General features: G+C 71.3%; 22 protein-coding genes. 13 read left to right on the plus strand and 9 right to left on the minus strand.

All coding sequences use genetic code 11. The features are described from left to right. Nucleotides 1-3: 3 nt before the first annotated feature. Together P8627_RS05720 and P8627_RS05725 are read right to left on the minus strand one after the other, a co-directional pair. The gene (locus P8627_RS05720) at nucleotides 4-546 is read right to left on the minus strand and encodes a hypothetical protein (protein ID WP_279966696.1); all 543 of its coding nucleotides are present in this window, start codon (nucleotides 544-546) and stop codon (nucleotides 4-6) included. Nucleotides 547-616: 70 nt separating this feature from the next. Beyond that, the gene (locus P8627_RS05725) at nucleotides 617-1312 is read right to left on the minus strand and encodes an HAD family hydrolase (protein ID WP_279966697.1); all 696 of its coding nucleotides are present in this window, start codon (nucleotides 1310-1312) and stop codon (nucleotides 617-619) included. Between the two features lie 75 nt (nucleotides 1313-1387). On the opposite strand from P8627_RS05725, the gene clpS reads away from it, so the two are divergent. From clpS to P8627_RS05740, 3 genes are read left to right on the plus strand one after another with little or no spacing between them, the layout of a single operon-like run. Then, complete coding sequence (gene clpS, locus P8627_RS05730) at nucleotides 1388-1732, plus strand: ATP-dependent Clp protease adapter ClpS (protein ID WP_279966698.1); 345 nt, start codon at nucleotides 1388-1390, stop codon at nucleotides 1730-1732. 13 nt (nucleotides 1733-1745) lie between these two features. After that, nucleotides 1746-2738, plus strand: coding sequence for a class I SAM-dependent methyltransferase (locus tag P8627_RS05735; RefSeq protein ID WP_279966699.1), 993 nt, complete (start codon nucleotides 1746-1748; stop codon nucleotides 2736-2738). Next, a complete protein-coding gene (locus tag P8627_RS05740) occupies nucleotides 2735-3544 on the plus strand; it encodes an SDR family NAD(P)-dependent oxidoreductase (protein WP_279966700.1) in 810 nt (269 codons plus the stop codon). The genes P8627_RS05735 and P8627_RS05740 overlap by 4 nt, the downstream gene beginning before the upstream one ends. 37 nt (nucleotides 3545-3581) lie before the next feature. Here the strand turns inward: P8627_RS05740 and aac(6') are convergent, their stop codons facing one another. After that, entirely contained in the window at nucleotides 3582-4037 is a 456-nt protein-coding gene (gene aac(6') / locus P8627_RS05745; RefSeq protein WP_279966701.1) for an aminoglycoside 6'-N-acetyltransferase, read from the minus strand. A 125-nt stretch (nucleotides 4038-4162) separates the two neighbouring features. Between aac(6') and P8627_RS05750 the strand changes: the two genes are divergently transcribed. The 5 genes from P8627_RS05750 (at nucleotide 4163) to P8627_RS05770 (ending at nucleotide 7990) form a co-directional block, all read left to right on the plus strand. Further along, a complete protein-coding gene (locus P8627_RS05750; RefSeq protein ID WP_279966702.1) occupies nucleotides 4163-5785 on the plus strand; it encodes a peptide chain release factor 3 in 1623 nt (540 codons plus the stop codon). Continuing rightward, nucleotides 5782-6147 (plus strand): hypothetical protein, encoded by a 366-nt coding sequence (locus tag P8627_RS05755; RefSeq protein ID WP_279966703.1) that lies wholly within the window; start codon nucleotides 5782-5784, stop codon nucleotides 6145-6147. The genes P8627_RS05750 and P8627_RS05755 overlap by 4 nt, the downstream gene beginning before the upstream one ends. Before the next feature lie 110 nt (nucleotides 6148-6257). Continuing rightward, nucleotides 6258-6689 (plus strand): hypothetical protein, encoded by a 432-nt coding sequence (locus tag P8627_RS05760; protein WP_279966704.1) that lies wholly within the window; start codon nucleotides 6258-6260, stop codon nucleotides 6687-6689. Between the two features lie 7 nt (nucleotides 6690-6696). Beyond that, nucleotides 6697-7311, plus strand: a complete 615-nt coding sequence (locus tag P8627_RS05765; protein WP_279966705.1) for a hypothetical protein — start codon at nucleotides 6697-6699, stop codon at nucleotides 7309-7311. Between the two features lie 85 nt (nucleotides 7312-7396). Continuing rightward, entirely contained in the window at nucleotides 7397-7990 is a 594-nt protein-coding gene (locus P8627_RS05770) for an exopolysaccharide biosynthesis protein (protein WP_279966706.1), read from the plus strand. A gap of 36 nt (nucleotides 7991-8026) precedes the next feature. On the opposite strand, the gene P8627_RS05775 is transcribed toward P8627_RS05770, so the two are convergent. Further along, on the minus strand, nucleotides 8027-8452 hold the full coding sequence (locus P8627_RS05775) for an OsmC family protein (protein ID WP_279966707.1): 426 nt from the start codon (nucleotides 8450-8452) through the stop codon (nucleotides 8027-8029). A 247-nt stretch (nucleotides 8453-8699) separates the two neighbouring features. Between P8627_RS05775 and P8627_RS05780 the strand changes: the two genes are divergently transcribed. Further along, nucleotides 8700-10235, plus strand: coding sequence for a DEAD/DEAH box helicase (locus P8627_RS05780; RefSeq protein WP_279966708.1), 1536 nt, complete (start codon nucleotides 8700-8702; stop codon nucleotides 10233-10235). A gap of 64 nt (nucleotides 10236-10299) precedes the next feature. On the opposite strand, the gene P8627_RS05785 is transcribed toward P8627_RS05780, so the two are convergent. Together P8627_RS05785 and P8627_RS05790 are read right to left on the minus strand one after the other, a co-directional pair. Then, complete coding sequence (locus P8627_RS05785; RefSeq protein WP_279966709.1) at nucleotides 10300-11517, minus strand: mandelate racemase/muconate lactonizing enzyme family protein; 1218 nt, start codon at nucleotides 11515-11517, stop codon at nucleotides 10300-10302. Continuing rightward, nucleotides 11514-12584: an alcohol dehydrogenase catalytic domain-containing protein gene (locus tag P8627_RS05790; RefSeq protein WP_279966710.1), complete on the minus strand. Its 1071-nt coding sequence runs from the start codon at nucleotides 12582-12584 to the stop codon at nucleotides 11514-11516. Before P8627_RS05790 ends, P8627_RS05785 begins: the two co-directional genes overlap by 4 nt. A gap of 121 nt (nucleotides 12585-12705) precedes the next feature. Between P8627_RS05790 and pobA the strand changes: the two genes are divergently transcribed. Genes pobA through P8627_RS05810 form a run of 4 tightly spaced genes read left to right on the plus strand, consistent with a single transcriptional unit; the run spans nucleotide 12706 to nucleotide 17211 of the window. Then, nucleotides 12706-13869 carry a 4-hydroxybenzoate 3-monooxygenase gene (gene pobA / locus P8627_RS05795; protein WP_279966711.1) on the plus strand — a complete coding sequence of 388 codons (1164 nt, stop codon included), beginning with the start codon at nucleotides 12706-12708 and terminating at the stop codon, nucleotides 13867-13869. Next, complete coding sequence (pcaD, locus tag P8627_RS05800) at nucleotides 13866-14639, plus strand: 3-oxoadipate enol-lactonase (RefSeq protein ID WP_279966712.1); 774 nt, start codon at nucleotides 13866-13868, stop codon at nucleotides 14637-14639. The genes pobA and pcaD overlap by 4 nt, the downstream gene beginning before the upstream one ends. Further along, the gene (locus tag P8627_RS05805; protein ID WP_279966713.1) at nucleotides 14636-15928 is read left to right on the plus strand and encodes a lyase family protein; all 1293 of its coding nucleotides are present in this window, start codon (nucleotides 14636-14638) and stop codon (nucleotides 15926-15928) included. The genes pcaD and P8627_RS05805 overlap by 4 nt, the downstream gene beginning before the upstream one ends. Nucleotides 15929-15975: 47 nt before the next feature. Beyond that, nucleotides 15976-17211, plus strand: a complete 1236-nt coding sequence (locus P8627_RS05810; protein ID WP_279966714.1) for a TCR/Tet family MFS transporter — start codon at nucleotides 15976-15978, stop codon at nucleotides 17209-17211. On the opposite strand, the gene P8627_RS05815 is transcribed toward P8627_RS05810, so the two are convergent. Genes P8627_RS05815 through P8627_RS05825 form a run of 3 tightly spaced genes read right to left on the minus strand, consistent with a single transcriptional unit; the run spans nucleotide 17208 to nucleotide 19652 of the window. Then, nucleotides 17208-18155: a threonine ammonia-lyase gene (locus P8627_RS05815; RefSeq protein ID WP_279966715.1), complete on the minus strand. Its 948-nt coding sequence runs from the start codon at nucleotides 18153-18155 to the stop codon at nucleotides 17208-17210. The genes P8627_RS05810 and P8627_RS05815 overlap by 4 nt on opposite strands. Then, nucleotides 18137-18970 carry an alpha/beta fold hydrolase gene (locus P8627_RS05820; RefSeq protein WP_279966716.1) on the minus strand — a complete coding sequence of 278 codons (834 nt, stop codon included), beginning with the start codon at nucleotides 18968-18970 and terminating at the stop codon, nucleotides 18137-18139. The genes P8627_RS05815 and P8627_RS05820 overlap by 19 nt, the downstream gene beginning before the upstream one ends. Before the next feature lies 1 nt (nucleotide 18971). Then, nucleotides 18972-19652 (minus strand): haloacid dehalogenase type II, encoded by a 681-nt coding sequence (locus P8627_RS05825; protein ID WP_279966717.1) that lies wholly within the window; start codon nucleotides 19650-19652, stop codon nucleotides 18972-18974. Nucleotide 19653: the final 1 nt, after the last annotated feature.

Consider the following 19653-nt stretch of genomic DNA (forward strand, 5'->3'; position numbering starts at 1 on the left):
GCGTCAGTCCTCGCGGTCGACGCGGTAGGAATGCGCCCAGTCGGGCACCTGCGACAGGACGTGCTCGGGCAGGGCCCGGCCCGCGTCCAGATGCGCCAGCGTGGCCGTCAGCCCGTCCGCCCGCCGCAGCGCGGCCCAGAGCAGGCCCCCCAGCAGAAGCAGCGCGATAACCGGGTGCTCGGCCGCGCCGCGCGCGACGATCACCGCCAGCGCGGCGAGTGCTGCGGCGCTGAGCGCCTGCACCTGCCCGCGCATCGCCGTGGCGACGAGCGCCGCCCCGCGCATGCGCGCGCCCGCCCGGCCGGTCAGCGCCCGCAGCGCCGCGCGGCGGCGGCGGGCGGCATTGACGTGATTGGGCGGCAGATCCTCGCGGCCCAGAAGGTCCGACTTGATGTTGTCCTCCAGCCAGCAGACCCGCAGCAGCGCAAGCAGAAGCGCGACGGCGGTGACCGAGGGCGGGGCGAGGAAGGCGAAGGCCGAGCCGACCGCGACGAGCGCGGCCCCGGTCAGGACACGGAACATGGCGAGACGTACGGGCTCGGTCATCGGCGACCTCCGGATCCGGGGGCGGCGGCAAAAGCCAAACGCGCCGGGCGGCCCCAGGGTCCACCCCGGCTCAGCCCAAGTCTTTCACGAGTCGCGGCAATTCGTCCAGCGTCGCGATGGTGCGGAAGCGCGCTGCGCCTTCCGGCGCCGGTGCCGCTTCCAACGCCCATTCGACCTCCGAGGGGCAGAACACGCCCCAGGCCCCGGCCGCGATGGCGGGCACGACGTCGGATTTCATCGAATTGCCGACCATCAGCGCCCGCTCGGGGCCGTGGCCATGGGTGGCGAAGGCGCGGGCGTAGGTTTCGGGCGTCTTCTCGCTGACGATCTCGACCGCGTGGAAGCGCTCGCCCAGCCCGCTCTCGGCCAGCTTGCGCTCCTGGTCCAGGAGATCGCCCTTGGTGATCAGCACCAGACGGTGCGTGGCCTCCAGCGCCGCGATAGCCGCCTCGGCGCCGGGCAGCAGCTCGACCGGGTGGCGCAGCATGTCGCGGCCCGCATCGAGGATTTCTGCGATCACGCCGGCGGGCACGCGCCCCTCGGTCACCTGGATCGCGGTCTCGATCATCGACAGGGTGAAGCCCTTGATGCCGAATCCGTAATGCCCGATGTTGCGCCGCTCGGCCTCCAGCAGGCGGTCCATCAGGTGCTCGGGATCGGCGTGATCGGCCAGCAGCGCGGCGAAATGGGCCTGCGTGAGCTGGAAATGCCGCTCGTTGTGCCAGAGCGTGTCGTCCGCGTCGAAGCCGATAGTGGTAACGCTCATGACTTGACCCTCTTTCCCTGACCGCGCCCCTGCCTATATGAAGCCATCAGCCATTCGCCAGAGGACCCCGACGCGATGCAACGCCTGGATGTGACAGCGATGGCCGACACGCCCGAGGATGACGGCGATGTCTCGGTCGTCACCAAGACCAAGCCCAAGACGGCGAGACCGCCGCTCTACAAGGTGCTGCTGCTCAACGACGACTACACGCCGATGGAATTCGTCGTGATGGTGCTGGAACGCTTCTTCGGCATCGGCCACAGCCATGCCGTCGAGATCATGCTGACCGTGCACAAGAAGGGGCTCGCCGTGGTCGGCGTCTTCAGCCACGAGATCGCCGAGACCAAGGTCGCGCAGGTGATGGATTTCGCCCGCCGCCACCAGCACCCGCTGCAATGCACGATGGAGAAGGAGGAGTAGTCCTCCCTTTCCCATGTCGGATCGCCTGAGCCTCGCCCTCGCCAAGGGTGCCGTTTCGTTGCCCGAGGCGGGCCGCGTGCTGCTGTTGCGCCCGCCCGCGACGCTCATGACCGAGGGGCTGCCGCTCGATCGCTGCGTTGCGGTGACGGGCTTTCGCCCCGACCATGACGCCTTTGCCGCGCGCGGCGTGCCGGTGGCCGAGGCCGTCACAGGCGAGTTCGCCGCCGCCATCGTCTTCCTGACCCGCGCCCGCGCCCTGTCCTTCGACCTGCTGGCGCAGGCCGTCGCCGCCCTGCCCGAAGGTGCGCCGGTGATCGTGGACGGCGCAAAGACCGACGGGGTCGAGCCCGCGCTGAAGGCGGTGCGCGCGGTGGCCGAGACGGGCGAGGTCTTCGCCAAGGCGCATGGCAAGTGCTTCGCCTTTTCCGCCCCGGGGGCGGTGCCGAAGGGCTGGGCCGCGACGCCCGGCGCGGCCGATGGCTTCGTCACCGCGCCGGGGGTCTTCTCGGCGGACGGGATCGACCCGGGCTCGGCCCTGCTCGCGCCGCATCTGGCCGGCCTGTCGGGCCGGGTCTGCGACCTGGGGGCGGGCTGGGGATACCTCTCGGTGATGGCCGCCGCCTCACCCGAGGTGACCGAGATCCACCTCGTCGAGGCCGAGCGCGCCGCGCTCGATTGCGCGCGGATCAACCTGCCCGACCCGCGCGCCAGCTTCCACTGGGCCGACGCCACGCGCTTCGCGGGCGGGCCCTTCGACACCGTCATCAGCAACCCGCCCTTCCATGCCGTCCGCAAGGCCGAGCCCGAGATCGGCCGCGGCTTCATCCGTGCCGCCGCGCGCCTGCTGTCGCCACGGGGCCGCTTCCTGCTGGTCGCGAACCGGCACTTGCCCTACGAGGCCGCCCTGTCCGAGGCCTTCGCCGAAACCGTGGCCCTGGAGGATCGGGACGGCTACAAGGTCCTTCAGGCCCGCAAGCCCCGCAGACCGGCAAGGAGCGCGAGATGAGCCTTTCCATCGAAGGCAAGACCGCCATCGTCACCGGGGCCGCCAATGGCGTGGGCCTCGCCATCGCGCGGCATTTCGTCGAGGCGGGCGCGAAGGTCATGTTCGCCGATCGCGACGAGGAGCGGCTGGAGGCCGAGATCGGCGACAGCCAGGGCGAGGAGACGCCGAACCTGCGCTACTTCGCGGGCGATCTGCGCGAGCGTCTGACGGTGGCGAACCTGCTGTCGGCCACGATCGACGCGTTCGAGCGGGTCGATATCCTCGTGAACGCCTCGCGCCAGATCATGGTGACCGATCCGCTCGATGCCGACGACAACTCGGTGATGATGCTGCTGGAGCAGAACCTGATGACGGCCCTGCGCCTCAGCCAGGCGGTGGCGAAGCGCATGATCGCGCAGGCCGAGGGCGAGGAGGGCGAGGGGATGATCGGCTCGATCATCAATGTGGGCTCGATCGCCGGGCGCCGCACGCAGCCCGAGCTTCTGGCCTATTCGATCAGCGCCGCCGCGCTGGACCAGGCGACGCGCAGCCTCGCGGTCAGCCTCGCGTCCAAGCGGATCCGGGTGAACGGGCTGGCCGTCGGCTCGGTCATGTCGGCCAACCTGCAGGCCCGCATCCGCGAGGAAGGCGAGTTGCGCCAGCAGATCATCGACGCCACGCCGCTGCACCGCATCGCGCCGCCGTCGGAGTTGGGCGAGACGGTGCAGTTCCTCGCCTCCGACGCGGCGGGGTTCATGATCGGGCAGGTGCTGACCGTCGATGGCGGGCGCACGCTGATCGACCCGGTGGTCGGCCCCGCGCACTGACCGGGGCGGCCGGTGGTGGCCTTGAGCCGGGCGCCGATCAGGTCTCCCCAAGCCTCTTGCGAAAAAACACGACGCGCTCCGTTTCCGCGAAGCCCATCGCCGCGTGGAAGGCATGGCTGTCGCGGTTGGCGAGGGCCGCGTCGGAGGCCAGCTCCGTGCAACCGCGTTCGATCGCCCAGGCCTGAACCGACCGGACCAGCGCGGCGCCGATCCCGGTGCCCCGCATCTCGGAGCGCACGAAGATGCCTTCGAGAAAGGCGACCGGCGTCGTCTCGCAGCCGTTCACGTGGTCGTGGCGCAGGGCCGCCTCCGCGAAGCCGAGAAGCCCGCGCTCCGCCCCGACGGCGACGAACACGATGCACCGGTCCGGCGTCCCGGCGAGCCATTCCTCGACCTCGGCCCGGTGTTCGGCGCGCGACGTGCCGGGCCACAGGCGCGCCCGCAGCGCGATCCAGTCCGGGATGTCGGTGCTGGACGCGACCCGTATCGGCATGGCCCTCCCTCCCGAAATCGCGGCGACCCGGATGGTGATCGGGGGCGGAGCGGATCGCAAGCCGCGCGGGGATCGCGGGCGCGACGCTGATTGCGGGGGCCCCCGCCCGCCTCTATATGCCCGCCATGCCAGACACCGCGCTCTCCAACCGCCCCGCCCTTCCGCCCGAGATCGGCCGCCGCCGCACCTTCGCGATCATCTCGCACCCGGATGCGGGCAAGACGACGCTGACCGAGAAGTTCCTTCTCTACGGCGGCGCGATCCAGATGGCGGGCCAGGTGCGCGCCAAGGGCGAGGCGCGACGCACGCGGTCGGACTTCATGCAGATGGAGAAGGATCGCGGCATTTCGGTCTCGGCCTCGGCCATGTCCTTCGACTTCCATCGCGGCGCGATGGAATATCGCTTCAACCTCGTGGACACGCCCGGCCACTCGGATTTCTCGGAAGACACCTACCGCACGCTGACCGCCGTCGACGCGGCGGTGATGGTGATCGACGGCGCCAAGGGCGTCGAGAGCCAGACGCAGAAGCTGTTCGAGGTCTGCCGGATGCGCGACCTGCCGATCCTGACCTTCTGCAACAAGATGGACCGCGAGAGCCGGGACACCTTCGAGATCATCGACGAGATCCAGGAAAACCTCGCCATCGACGTCACCCCCGCCTCCTGGCCCATCGGCCAGGGGCGCGAATTCATCGGCTGCTACGACGTGCTGCGCGACCGGCTGGAACTCATGGACCGCGCCGATCGCAACAAGGTGGCGGAGACGGTGAAGATCAGCGGGCTCGACGACCCGAAGCTGGCCGAGCACGTCCCCGCCGCACTGCTGGAGACGCTGCGCGAGGAGCTGGAGATGGCGCGCGAGCTGCTGCCCGCCTTCGACCGCGACGCGTTCCTCGAGGGCTCGCTGACGCCGATCTGGTTCGGCTCGGCGATCAATTCCTTCGGCGTCCAGGAGCTGATGGCCGGCATCGCCGAGTTCGGCCCCGCGCCCCAGCCGCAGCGCGCCGAGCCGCGCCAGGTCGGCGCGGATGAGGGCAAGGTCACGGGCTTCGTCTTCAAGGTGCAGGCCAACATGGACCCGAAGCACCGCGACCGCGTCGCCTTCCTGCGACTGGCCTCGGGGCATTTCGAGCGCGGCATGAAGCTGACGCATGTCCGCTCGAAGAAGCCGATGGCGATCTCCAACCCGGTGATGTTTCTCGCCTCCGACCGCGAACTGGCCGAGGAAGCCTGGGCCGGCGACATCATCGGCATCCCGAACCACGGCCAGCTGCGCATCGGCGACGCGCTGACCGAGGGCGAGGATCTGCGCTTCACCGGCATCCCAAGCTTCGCGCCCGAACTCTTGCAGGGCGTGCGCGCGGGCGACCCGATGAAGGCCAAGCACTTGGAGAAGGCGCTGATGCAATTCGCCGAGGAGGGCGCGGCGAAGGTCTTCAAACCGGCCATCGGGTCGGGCTTCATCGTCGGCGTCGTGGGCGCGCTGCAATTCGAGGTGCTGGCGAGCCGGATCGAGCTGGAATACGGCCTGCCCGTCCGCTTCGAGGCGTCACAATTCACCTCGGCCCGCTGGCTGTCGGGCCCGAAGGCGGCGGTCGAGGAGGTGGTGAACCGCAACAAGCAGCACATCGCCCATGACAATGACGGCGACCCGGTCTTCCTGACCCGCCTGCAATGGGACATCGACCGGATCGAGCGCGACCACCCCGAAGTGACCCTGTCGGCGACGAAGGAGATGTTGCGGTGATCCCCCGCGCGGTGGTCGCCACCGCCCTGGGATTGCCCTCGACGACTGACGCGCTGCCGCCGGATGATTTGCCGCTGGACCGCTTCGCGGCGCGGCTGGTGGCGTATCTCGCGTCCGAGGACCTGGCGCAGGATGCGCCGGATGCGTGGACGGGGGCGGTGATGGATCACCTTATCGCCGAGCATCCCGAGCTCGCCCTCGACGCGATCCGCGCGGGGCTGCCGCTCGACGAGCACGAGCGGCTGGCCGATGCGCTGGCCGACTTGGCCGAACGCCCCGGCATGGCGGACCGCATCGCGCGTGCGGCCGAGGGCGACCCGGCGCTGGCCGCGCTGATCGATCGGGCGAACGCCGCCGACTGACCCGGCGGCAGGCTCCCACCGATGGGGACGCGCGGCCGGCCCACCCGCTTGCCCAACCCGGAGGAATCAGCACTCTGCGCGCTGCATCGAACACCACAACGGGGAACCCCATGCGCCGCAGCACCGCTCTTTCGCTGACCGCCCTGCCGCTCGCCGCCACCGCCCAGGCCGACACCGCCGCCTGGCATATCCTGGACCAGATCGAGGTCACCGAGGTCGAGACCGCGGACAGCTGGTCCGTGGTCAAGAGCTACCCGCCCGAGATCGCGGGCGGCGCGCCGGATTTCGAGATCACCGGCTACCTGGTGCCCGTCGGATGGGAGGCCGAGACGCGGGACTTCATGCTCGTGTCCGACCTGGGCCAATGCCCGTTCTGCGGATCCGGCGATCATGGCACGGCCATCGAGGTGCGCCTCGCCGACCCGCTGCCCGCAGCCGAGGAGGGGCGGCGCGCGACCCTGCGCGGGGCGCTGCATCCGGTGCGGGACGCCGACACGATGCAAGCGGTGGTGATGACCGACGCGGTCCTCGTGGGGTCCTGACGGCGGCGTGCCCCGTCCCAACCGCGTGCATCCGGACGGCAGCTTTCTGACCACGCCGGCGCGCGGCACGCTGATGGGCAATCGCGGGATCCTGCATGATGCCGAGGGCCGGATCGGCCCCGCGCGCTGGCGACATCGCAACTGGGTCTGTTGCCTGCTGTCGTTTCGGGGCCGCCACCGGCGCCTGCTGGCGCCCGGGCATTACACCGAGCTCTTCTTTCTCGACGAGGCGGTCGCGCTCGCCGCCGGGCACCGCCCCTGCGCCGAATGCCGCCGGGCGGATTATCGGCGCTGGCAGGCGGCCTGGGCGCGCGCCTTCGGCGACAGCCCGCCCGCGCCCGAGATGGACGCGCGGCTGCACGCCGCCCGCGCCGAACCCGGGGCACGGGGCCTTCGCCACGAGACGGCGAAGGCGGGCGACCTGCCCGATGGCGCGGTCTTCGCGGTTGCGGCCCGCGCGTGGCTCAGGCTCGGAGGCCGCGCCCTGCCCTACGCGCCCGAGGGATGGGGCGCGCCCGAGCCGCTGCCCGGCGGGACGGTCCGCGCGCTGACCAATGCCGTCACCCGCCGGATCCTGCAGGCCGGCTACGCGCCGCGGCTGCATCCCAGCGCCGGGACCTGAGCGGGCCCCCCGGCCAGGGGGCCCGCGATGCGCGGGAACGCCGCCTCGCCGGTACCCGTTGGACCGGACATCCCGAGGGAGACAGATGACCGGCCCGGAGACCCCCAGCGGATTGCGCGACCTCGTCGACCGCGTCGATGCGGCGACGGAGGATTGCGCGACGATCACCCTGGGCGACCTTCTGGCCGCGCTGGGCGAGCGCGGCTTCGGGCCGGTCCTGTTGCTGGGCGCGGTCGGGATGATGCTGCCCGTCGGGATGCTGCCGGGCGTGCCGCTGGCGGTGGGATGCCTGCTCCTCGTGGCCGGCTGGCAGATGCTGCGCGGCCGCGACGGGCTGCGCCTGCCGCGCTGGCTGGCGCGGCGCGAATTGCCGGCGCGCCAGATCCAGGACGGCGTCCATCGGATGCGGCCCTGGCTTGAGCGGCACCGTCACCGCCTGCGCGCCCGCTCGCCGCGGCTGACCGAGCGGCGCGTGATCCTGATCCCCGGCGCGATCGCGGTGATGGGTTCGGGCGCATTGATGATCGCTCTGGGTTTCGTGCCGGGCCTGCCCGCCGCGCTGGCGCTGCCGGTCGCGCTGTTCGGGCTGGGCCTGACGATCCGAAACGGGCTGCTGGCCCTTCTGGGGCTGGTCGTGCTGGTGCCGGAACTGATCGGGGCGGCCTGGCTTCTGCGCTGACCGCCCCGCATCGTCGTTGGCCGAAGGTCGGTTCCGTCAGGCGACCTTGGCGTCCATCGTGATCTCGCAGTCCAGAAGCTTCGAGATCGGGCAGCCTTCCTTGGCGGCGTTGGCGGCCTCCATCACGTCCGCTTCGGACGCGCCGGGGACCGAGATCGTCACGTCGAGATGCGACTTGGTGACGGCGAAGCCGCCATCGACCTCGGACAGGGTGACCGTGGCCTGGGTGTCGATGGACGCGGGCGTCATGTCGGACTGGCCCAGGATCATCGACAGCGCCATCGAGAAGCAGGACGCGTGCGCCGCGCCGATCAGCTCCTCGGGGTTCGAGCCCTTCACGCCCTCGAAGCGCTCCTTGAAGCCGTAGGGATGGGCGTCGAGCGCGCCGCTTTCGGTCGAGATCGTCCCGCGGCCGTCTTTCAGGCTGCCTTCCCAATGGGCGCTTCCGCGTTTGTCGGGCATGTCGTCCTCCTGTTTGTTCCGGTCATGCGGGGGGCAAACCCGCGCCCCCGGCAGGCCGTTCCCTTGAAAGGCGGCGATACGCCCCCAAATCCGTAACACCGACGGCGCGTTGACCGCCGGTCCCCGCTTTGCTAGGCGGGCGACGCCCGTGCCACGCACCGGCCGACGATTTCCGAGGGGCGCGAAAGCAGGCGTCCCGCCACCCCCGAGCCAAGGGCAATGCGGCCCCGCTCCAACCAGGACGCACATGACGAGCTTTTCCGACCTGAACCTCGACCCGAAGGTTCTCAAGGCCATCGAGGCCACGGGTTACACCACGCCGACGCCGATCCAGGAGGGCGCGATCGTTCCCGCCCTGCAGGGTCGCGACGTTCTGGGCATTGCCCAGACGGGCACCGGCAAGACGGCGGCCTTCACGCTGCCGATGATCACGATGCTGGGCAAGGGCCGCGCCCGCGCGCGGATGCCGCGCAGCCTGGTGCTGTGCCCGACGCGCGAACTGGCCGCGCAGGTGGCCGAGAATTTCGACAATTACGCCAAGGGCTCGCGCCTGAAGAAGGCCCTGCTGATCGGCGGGGTGAGCTTCAAGGAGCAGGACCAGCTGATCGACCGCGGCGTCGACGTGCTGATCGCCACGCCCGGCCGTCTGATCGACCATTTCGAGCGCGGCAAGCTTCTGCTGACCGGCGTCGAGATCATGGTCGTGGACGAGGCCGACCGGATGCTCGACATGGGGTTCATCCCCGATATCGAGCGCATCTTCGAGATGACGCCCTTCACCCGTCAGACGCTGTTCTTCTCGGCCACCATGGCCCCCGAGATCGAGCGCATCACCAACAAGTTCCTATCGAACCCCGAGAAGATCGAGGTGGCGCGGCAGAACTCGACCTCCGAGCAGATCACCCAGGTTCTGATCGAGCATCAGCCCAAGCGTCGCGACATGGGCTCCAAGGACAAGCGCGAGATCCTGCGCGCGGTGATCGACCGCGACGGCGCGGATTGCCGCAACGCGATTATCTTCTGCAACCGCAAGACCGAGGTCGACGTGGTCGCGAAATCGCTCAAGAAGCACGGCTACAATGCCGAGCCGATCCATGGCGACCTCGACCAGTCGCAGCGCACGCGCACCCTGGATGGCTTCCGCGACGGCTCGGTCCGGTTCCTCGTGGCCTCCGACGTGGCCGCGCGCGGCCTCGACATCCCGAATGTGAGCCACGTGTTCAACTTCGACGTGCCCAGCCATGCCGAGGATTACGTCCACCGCATCGGACGCACGGGCCGCGCCGGCAAGACCGGGATGGCCTACACGATCGCCCTGCCCTCGGACGAGAAATACCTCGCCGCGATCGAGCGGCTGGTCGAGCGGGAGATCCCGCGCGGCGAGAATCCCTGGAGCCCGCCGGGCCAGCGCCCCACCGAGTCGGCGGCCGCCGAGGAGGAGGAGACCCCGCGTCGCACCAGTTCGCGCAGCCGGTCCCGGTCGCGGAAGGTCGAGGTCGCACCCGAGTCGGATGCCGCCCCGGTGCAGGACGACCGCGACGGCGATGACGGCCAGGCCGCGCGCCGCGAGGCGCCCGCGCCCCGTCCCCGGCCCGAGCGCGATGCCGGCCGGGACGAGAGCCGCGGCGACAATCGCGGCGGTGACGTCCGGAGCGGCCGGTCGCGCGGCGGCCGCGGCCGCAGCGGCGGCGACGACCGCGGCGGCAGGGTGGTCGGACTGGGCGACCATGTCCCCAGCTTCATCGAGATGAGCTTCGAGGAGCGGCGCGCCGAGACGGTCTGACCCGGCCTTCGCCCGAACCCGATCGACGCCCGCCCAACCGGCGGGCGTTTTTCGTATCAGGCCCTCAGTCGCGCACGCCCCCGGTGAAGGCGTTGCCCTCGGCATAGTCGCAGGGCGCCTCCGACATCTCCAGATGCAGGCCGTCGCCCGCATAGGGATGCGCGCGGGCGAGGTCCTCCTCGAAGGCAATGCCCAGACCCGGCGCGTCCGGGGCGCGGACGAAGCCCGCCTCGACCCGCGGCCCGCCGCCCAGCGCGTGATGGAAGGGGGACTCGATCGCTTCGACCATCAAGAGGTTCGGGATCGTCGTCCCGAGCTGCACTGAGGCCGCGAATTCGACCGGGCCGCAATAGAGATGCGGCGCGATCTGCGCGCCGAAGCCCTGCGCCAGCGCGGCGAGCTTGCGCCCCTCCGACAGACCGCCCAGCCGGCCCAGCGCCGGTTGCAGGATCGACGCGCCGCCCAGCCGCAGAAGCGTCGCGAATTCCGACAGCCCGCAAAGCCGCTCGCCCGCGGCGACGGGGATATGCGTGGCCCGCGCCACCTCGGCCAGCGCGTGGGGGTCGCCCGGCGGCACCGGCTCCTCGAACCAGAGCGGATCATGCGGGGCGATGGCCCGCGCGAGCCGGATCGCGCCCGCTGCGGTGAACTGGCCATGCGTCCCGAACAGGAGATCCGCCCGGTCGCCCACCGCGGCGCGGATGGCGCGGCACATCTCGGCGGAGAGCGCGATATCGGAGCGCGCGGGCTGATGCCCACCGAAGATCGTGTAGGGCCCGGCGGGATCAAATTTCAGCGCGGTCCAGCCTTCGGCCACGCGGTCGGCTGCGACCTGCGCCTGGAGGTCGGGCGAGGTCCAGAACCCGTCGCCCATGCCGTCATCGGGGTAGAGATAGGTATAGGCCCGCAGCCGGTCGTTCAGCCGCCCGCCTGTGATCGCCCAGACCGGCTTGTCGAGCGCCTTGCCGAGAATGTCCCAGCAGGCGATCTCCAGCCCGGCGAAGGCGCCCCAGACGGTCGGATCGGGCCGCCCGGTGAAGCCCGAGCCCCAGACCCGGCGGGACATGAGCTCGATCTCGGCGGGGTCGGTGCCCGCCATGTTCCGTTCGAACACGTCGGCGATGACCGCGCGCATGGCCTCGGGGCCTATGGCCGAGGCGTAGACCTCGCCGTAGCCGCTGATGCCGCAGGCCGTGGTCAGCTTGGGCACGATCCAGTAGCGCCCGCCCCAGCCCGGCGCGGGCGGGGCGACGACGAAGATCTCCAGATCGGCCAGCTTCATCGCATCACCACCACGTTGCGCCGCCCCTGCCCCGCGCGCGTCGCGGCCACGGCGTCGTTGATCCGCTCCAGCGGGAACGTGTCGGAGACCAGCTCCTCGAGTTTCAGCCGCCCCTGCGCATGAAGGTCCAGAAGCCAGGGGATGTCGCGGCGCAGCACCACGTCGCCCATCCGCGTGCCGCGCAGGCCCTGGCCGTAATAGGCCGCCGAGACGGGATTGAAATGCCCGACCGTGCCGGAATGCGGCATGCCCACAAGGTAGGCGGTGCCATGCGGCGCGCACCAGTCGAGCGCGCCGTCGATCACCGGCCCCGCGCCCACGGTGACGAAGACATGATCGGCCAGCCGCCCGAGCCCCAGCATCGCGGCGCGCCCGTCCGCGCCGGCCAGCACGCCGTCGGTCGCGCCGAATTCGCGCGCGGTGTCGAGCTTCTCCTCGGTCACGTCGACGGCGACGATCCGCGCCGCCCCCGACAGCCGCGCCGCCTGCACGGCGTTCAGCCCCACGCCCCCCGCGCCGATCACCACCACCCAGTCGCCGGGCCGGACCCGCGCGGTGTTCACCACCGCCCCCAGCCCGGTCACGACGCCGCAGGACAGGATGCAGGCCGCCTCGGCCGGGATCGTGTCGGGGATCTGGGCGAGCTGGCTCTGATCGACGACCACCGCCTCGGCGAAGGCGCCGCAATTCATCGCCGCGACCACCGGCGCGTCCCCCGCGCGCGGCCCCGCGCCCGCGCCGGGCGTCGCGCATTGCGTGGGCCGTCCGCCGGCGCAGGACGGGCAGGCGCCGCAGGCGCGGATCAGCGTGACGAGCACGCGCATCCCCTCGGCCAGCCCGGTGACGCCCGCGCCCAGCCGCGCCACGCGGCCCACCGCCTCGTGACCGTAGATCGCGGGCAGATCACCGCCCCAGCCGCCGTCGAGGAAGGTAATGTCCGAATGGCAGATCGCGCAGGCCTCGATCTCGACCTCGACCTCGCCGGGGCCGGGATCGGTCAGGGTCACCGTCTCGATCGCCATGGGCGCCCCGAATGCGCGGCTCACCGCCGCCCTGACCTGTCGCATCGCTCGCCTCCCTCGCCGTCGGGGCGACGAAAGAACAGGCGCCGGCGCGGTGCAAGCCCGATCCGCGCAGGGCCCTTGCCGCAGCCCCGCCCCCCGTCCACAAAAGCGGGCGGGAGGACGAATGCGAACGCAGGTCTGCATCATCGGCGGCGGCCCCTCGGGGCTGATGCTGTCGCATCTGCTCCACCGGGCGGGCATCGACAGCATCGTGCTGGAACGGCGGTCGCGGGAGCACGTCCTGGGCCGCATCCGCGCGGGCGTGCTGGAACGCGGCACCGTCGCGATGCTGCGCGATGCCGGCCTCTCGGCGCGCATGGATGCGCAGGGCCAGCCGCATTCCGGAACCTGCCTCGCGGTGCGCAACCGCGGCTTCCGCGTCGATTTCGAGGCGCTGACCGGCGCGCAGGTCATGGTCTGGGGCCAGACCGAGGTGACGGCCGATCTCTATGCCGCGCGGGACGCGGCGGGCGGCCGCATCGTCCACGAGGCCGAGGAGGTCGCGATCCACGACGCAGGCGGCACACCGCATGTCACCTACCGCAAGGACGGGGCCGAGCACCGCGTCGATTGCGACTGGATCGCCGGATGCGACGGGTTCCACGGCGTCAGCCGCCGGACCATCCCCGCGACCGTCCTGCGCACGGTCGAGCGCGTCTATCCCTTCGGCTGGCTGGGCGTGCTGAGCCGCACGAAGCCCGCCGCCCCCGAGCTGATCTATGCCAGCCATGCCGACGGCTTCGCGCTGGCCTCGATGCGCAGCGACACGCTCAGCCGCTACTATATCCAGGCCCCGACCGACGATCCGCTGGAGAAATGGACCGACGCAGCCTTCTGGGACGCGCTGCGCCGCCGCCTGCCCTCGGAGGTGGCCGAGGCGATGGAGATCGGGCCCAGCATCGAGAAATCCATCGCGCCCCTGCGCAGCTTCGTGGCCGAGCCGATGCGCTGGAACCGCCTGTTCCTGGTGGGCGACGCGGCGCATATCGTACCACCCACGGGCGCCAAGGGGCTGAATCTCGCCATATCGGACGTGGCCTATCTCTCGGACGCGCTGATCCGCCATTACGGCGGCGAGGATGACGGCATCGCGACCTATTCCGACCGCGCGCTGGCGCGGGTCTGGAAGGCCACGCGCTTCTCGTGGTGGTTCACCACGCTGATGCACCGCTTTCCGGAGGACGGCGCCTTCGAGCGGCGCATGAAACAGGCCGAGATCGACTACCTGGAGCATTCCGAGGCCGCGCAGACCGTGATGGCCGAAAACTACGTGGGGTTGCCGCTATGAGGATCGAAGCGAGGGACGGGATCGGGCTTCACGTTCAGGACGAGGGCGACCCGGCGGGCCATCCGGTGGTCTTCGCCAATTCGCTGGGCACGGACCTGCGGCTCTGGGACGATATCCTGCCGCATCTGAAGCCCGGCCTGCGCATCGTGCGCTGGGACAAGCGGGGCCACGGCCGGTCGGACGTGCCCGAGCCGCCCTACGCGATGGGCACGCTGATCTCGGACGCCGAGGCGGTGATCGAGGCGCTGGGCATCACCCAGTGCAGCTTCGTCGGCCTGTCGATCGGCGGGCTGATCGCGCAGGGCCTGACGGTGAAGCGGCCCGACCTCGTGGCGCGGATGGTGTTGTCGAACACGGCGGCGAAGATCGGCGACGACAAGCTCTGGGACATGCGGATCGAGACGGTGCTGCGCGACGGCATGGAGGCGCTGGCCGACGGCGTGATGGAGCGCTGGTTCGGTCGCGACTTCCGCGCGGGACCGGGGCTCGCGCTCTGGCGCGCGCGGTTCTGCGAGACGCCGCCCAAGGGCTATGCGGGCTGCTCGGCGGCGATCAAGGGCACCGATCTCTACACGCCGACCAGCGGGCTGCGCCTGCCGGTGCTGGCCATCGCGGGGTCTGAAGACGGCGCGACGCCGCCCGATCTCGTGCGCGAGACCGCCGATCTGATCCCCGGTTCGCGCTTCGAGCTGATCGCCCGCACGGGGCACCTGCCCTGCGTCGAGGCCCCCCGCGCCTATGCCGAATTGCTCAACGGCTTCCTGCCGTGAGCGTTTCGCCCTTCGACAGCGCGCTGCATGGCGAAAGCTGGGCGGATCGCGACGTGGCGCGGCTGTTCTCGGACGGGGCCGAGATCCGCGCGATGCTGATCGTCTGGGGCGCGCTGGCCAGCGCGCAGGCGGCGGAGGGGCTGGTGCCGGAGGTCTCGGCCCAGGCGATCCACCGCGCGGCGATGGAGGTGGCCATCGACCCCGCCGGGCTGGCCGCCGAGACGGCGGCCGACGGGGTCAGCGTGCCGGGCCTGCTGCGCGCCTTCCGCGCGGCGATGAACGCGCCGGAACACGCGCGCTGGGTGCATCACGGCGCGACCAGCCAGGACCTGATCGACACCGGAGCGGCGCTGCGGCTGCGGCAGGCGCTGGCCCTGATGGCGGAACGGCTGGACGCAGCTTTGGCCACGCTCGCGGATCTGGCCGAGGCGCATGCCGAGACGCCGATGGCCGCGCGGACCTATGGCCAGGTCGCGACGCCGAGCAGCTTCGGGGCGGCGGTGGCGGTCTGGGGCGAGGGTCTGCTCGCAGCCCGCGACGCGCTGCCCGCCCTGCGCGAGGCGGTCGAGATCGTCACGCTTAATGGCGCGTCGGGCACGCTGTCGGCGATGGGCGAGGCCGGGCCGCGCATCCGGGGCGCGCTGGCGGGCGCGCTGGGCCTGCGCGATCCGGGCCGCAGCCCGCATGCGGGGCGCAGCCATGTCCGCGCGCTGGCCCAATGGCTGAACGCGGTGCTGCGGGCCTGTGACAAGCCCGCGACGGACCTGCTCCTGCTCGCGCGCGACGGCTCCGTCACCTTGGCCGCGGGCGGCGCCAGCTCGACCATGCCGCAAAAGCGCAACCCGGTGGCGCCCAGCCAGATCCGGGCGCTGGCGATCCATGGCGCGGCGCTGGCCCATGGCTTCGACGCGGCGCATTGGGACCAGCGCGACGGCGGCGCGTGGTTCGCGGAATGGCTGTCCCTGCCGCCGCTGGTCACCGGCGCGGCGCGGGCGCTGACGCTGCTGGGCGGCATGCGGATCGCGCCCGACGCGGCGCGGCTGCGCGCGCCGCTCGACGACCCCTCGGGCCTGATCCATGCCGAGGCCGTGTCCTTCGCGCTCGACCTGCCCCGCCCGGAGGCGCAAGCCCGGGTCAAGGCCTGGGTGACGGAGATCCGCGAGAGGGGCGGGTCGCTGATCGAGATGGCGGGCCTCGACTCCGACGCCTTCGCGCCCGAGCGGCAATGGGGTGAAGCCCCGGCCCTGGCGCGCCGCTTCGCCCGCGCCGCACGCGGCGCCGAAAGGTGAGGTTTTCCATTCTCGCCCCGGCCCGCCGGGGCGGAGAGGCTGGCGCGATGACCGACATCCCGGCGCCCCGCGCCCGCACCTTCCCCGTGATCTTCATCGTCGCGACCATCGTGATCGAAGCGATGGGGATCGGCCTGATCCTGCCCGTGATGCCGGACCTGCTGCGCGAGATACAGGGCGCCGACCTCGCGCAGGCGGCGCTCTGGGGCGGGGTGCTCAGCTCGGTCTACGCGCTGATGCAGTTCCTGTTCTCGCCCACGATCGGCAACGTGTCGGATCGGTTCGGACGGCGCCCGGTGCTGCTGGCCTCGATGGCGGTGCTGTTCGTCGACTACATCATCATGGCGCTGGCCGGCTCGATCTGGCTGCTGCTTCTGGGGCGGATCATCGCCGGGATCGCGGCGGCGACCATGGCCACCGCCAACGCCTTCATGGCCGACATCTCGGACCCCAAGAAGAAAGCGCAGAATTTCGGCCTGATCTCGGCGGGGTTCGGGGCGGGCTTCGTGCTGGGCCCGGTGATCGGCGGGCTGCTCTCCGAATGGGGCCCGCGCGCGCCTTTCTGGGCGGCGGCGATCCTGTCGGGGGCGAACCTCGCGCTGGGGCTGGTGGTGCTCCCCGAGACGATGCGCCGCCCGCGCGCCTTCGATTGGCGGCGCGCCAACCCGCTGGGGGGCCTCAGGGCCATCGGCCAATTGCCCGGCCTCGGCGCGCTGATGGTCGTCTGGTTCTTCTACCAGATCGCCAACTGGGTCTATCCGGCGGTCTGGGCCTATTTCACGCAGTCGGCCTTCGGCTGGGACGCGCGGATGGTGGGGCTGTCGCTGGCCGCCTACGGGATCTCGATGGTGGTGGTGCAGGGCGGGCTGATCCGCCTGATCGTGCCGCGGCTGGGCGAGGGGCGAACGCTGCGCTGGTTCCTGCCCTACAACGCCGCGATCCTGATGGCGGTGGCCTTCGTGCCCAACGGCCTGACAATGCTCCTGCTGACGCCGCTTTCGGCGCTGGGCGCGATCGTGGCCCCGGCCCTGCAGGGCCTCGCCTCGCGCGTGGCCGACGAGGACCAGCAGGGCGAATTGCAGGGCGTGCTGGCCTCGATCACGGCGGTGGCGGCGATCGTCTCGCCGATCCTGATGACGCGGGTCTTCAGCCTCGCGACCGAGGGCGAGCGGCATTTCCCCGGCGCGCCCTTCCTCGTGGCCTTCGCGCTGATGGTGGTGAGCTTTCTTCTGTTCATGCGGCGCACGCCCGACCCGGGCGACGCGCCGGCCGCCCGGGATTAGTCCGCCTTCAGCGCCCGGGCGAACATCGCCGCGTCGACATTGCCGCCCGAGGCCGTCACCGCCACGTCGCCCTCGTGGTGGAAGAGCGCCGCGGCCAGCGCCACGGCGCCGCCGGGTTCCAGCACGATGCGCAGATGCTCGAACGCGAGCCGCATCGCGCGCAGCGCCTCCGCGTCGGTCACGACCATGCCCGGCCCGGCCAGCCGTTGCAGGATCGGGAAGGTCAGCGCGCCCGGCCGCGGCGAAAGGATCGCGTCGCAGATCGAGCCGGTGCGCGCCGCGTTCTCGACCCGGCGACCGGCGGCGAGCGAGCGGACGTAGTCGTCGAAGCCCGCCGGCTCGACCGTACGCACCGTGGCGCGGCCCTCGAGCGCCAGCGCGCAGCCCGCCGACAGCCCGCCGCCGCCGCAACAGACCAGCAATTCGGCGATGCCTTCGGGCAGGTCCTCCGCCACTTCCAGCCCGCAGGTGCCCTGCCCCGCGATCACGCGGGGGTCGTCGAAGGGGCTGATCAGGTCCAGCCCGCGCTCGGTCGCGAGGCGCGCGCCGATCGCGTCGCGGTCTTCGGTAGCGCGGTCGTAGAGCATCACCTCCGCGCCATAGCCGCGCGTGTTCTCGATCTTCACCCGCGGCGCGTCGGCGGGCATGACGATCACCGCATGGCGCCCCAGCATCTGCGCGGCCAGCGCGACGCCCTGCGCATGGTTTCCCGAACTCAGCGCTACAACGTCGCCCGTCGCCTGGGCGACCGCGTTGAAGGCCCCGCGGAACTTGAAGCTGCCAGTCAGTTGCAGGCATTCCGCCTTGACCCGGATCCGCCGCCCGAAGGCCGCGTCGAGCGACGGCGCCCAGATGAGCGGCGTGCGGACCGCATGGCCCGCGAGCCGCGCGGCGGCGGCCTCGATATCGGCGCGCGTCACCGCCTCTAGAGCAGCATCGTCCATTCGTTCAGCGCCTCCAGCGCCTCGGGTTCGTCGAGGAAGGGCACGTGGCCCCGGCCGGGCACCTCGGCCACGATCATGTCGGGGCGGCGGCGGCGCATCTCGGCCAGCGTCTCGCGGCTCAGAAGGTCGGAGTTCGCCCCGCGGATGCAGGCCAGCGGCAGCCCCTGCAACCCGTCGAACAGCGGCCAGAGATCGGGCGCCGGCTGGGCGCCGGCCTCCAGCACCGCGTCGCGCAGCTTTGCGTCGTAATTGATCACCAGCCCGTCGGGTGTCTCGCGGTAATGCTTCTCGACCTCTTCGCGCCAGCGGCTTTCGGGGACGCCCTCGAACCCGGCCATCAGGCTGGCGCGCTGGGCGGTGGCCGCCTCGTAGGTCGCCGCCTCAGGGTTCTTGCCGATGAAATCCTTGATGACCTCCAGCCCTTCGGGCGCGATCTCGGGTCCGATATCGTTGAGCGCCACCCCCGCCAGCTTGTCCTTCGCCATCAGCGACAGCGCCATGGCGATCAGCCCGCCGCGCGAAGTGCCGAGGATCGCCACGCGGTCGAGCCCCAGATGCGCCAGCAGCTCCAGCACGTCGCGCGCTTCGGTCGGGATGGTATAGCTGCGCCAGTCGGGCGCGCGCTGCGACCTGCCGCGGCCGCGATAGTCCAGCCGGATCACCCGGTTCTCGCCCAGAAGGTAGGGCAGCACGTAGTCGAAATCGGTCCCGTTGCGGGTCAGGCCGGACAGGCAGAGGATCGGCGCGCTGCCGTCGCTTTCGCCCTCGTCCTCGTAGTAGAGCCGCAGCCCGTCGCTGGTCTTGAATTCCGGCATGTCAGAGCCCGGCGACCAGTTCGGGCAGGCCCGAGAGATCGGAGAGCACGTGGTCGGGCCGGCCGGGCAGGCGGTCCACCGGCGCGCCGGCGCGGTTCACCCAGACGGCGCGGAAGCCATAGGACTTGGCCGAGGCCGCGTCCCAGCCATTGGCCGAGACGAACAGCACGTCGCCCGCCGCGCAGCCGAAGGCGCGGCCGACCATGTCGTAGACCTTGGAGGAGGGCTTGAAGACGCCGACGCTTTCGACCGACAGCACGTGGTCGAGCAGCCGACCGATCCCGGCGGACCTGACCGCGCCCTGCAGCATCTCGGGCGAGCCGTTCGACAGGATGCCCGTGGCCCGGCCCTGATCCTTCAGCGCGCCGAGCATGTCGGGCACCTCGGGATAGGCGGCCAGTTCCCAGTAGAGCTGCATCAGGCGTTCGCGCAGCTTCGGATCGTCGAGCCCCGCCGCCTCCATCGCCCAGTCGAGCCCGTCGCCGGTCACCTGCCAGAAATCGACATGGTCGCCGGTGATCGCCCGCAGCCAGGTGTATTGCAGCTGCTTGTCGCGCCAGTCGGCTGAAAGCTTCTGCCAGATCTCGGCCAGGTCGGGCGTATCCTCGGCGGCCTGGCGCGCGGCGGCGTTGACGTCGAACAGCGTGCCGTAGGCGTCGAAGATGCAGGTATCGATGGCCATG

It is taken from the genome of Jannaschia sp. GRR-S6-38 (assembly GCF_029853695.1).
GTDB lineage: Bacteria > Pseudomonadota > Alphaproteobacteria > Rhodobacterales > Rhodobacteraceae > Jannaschia > Jannaschia ovalis.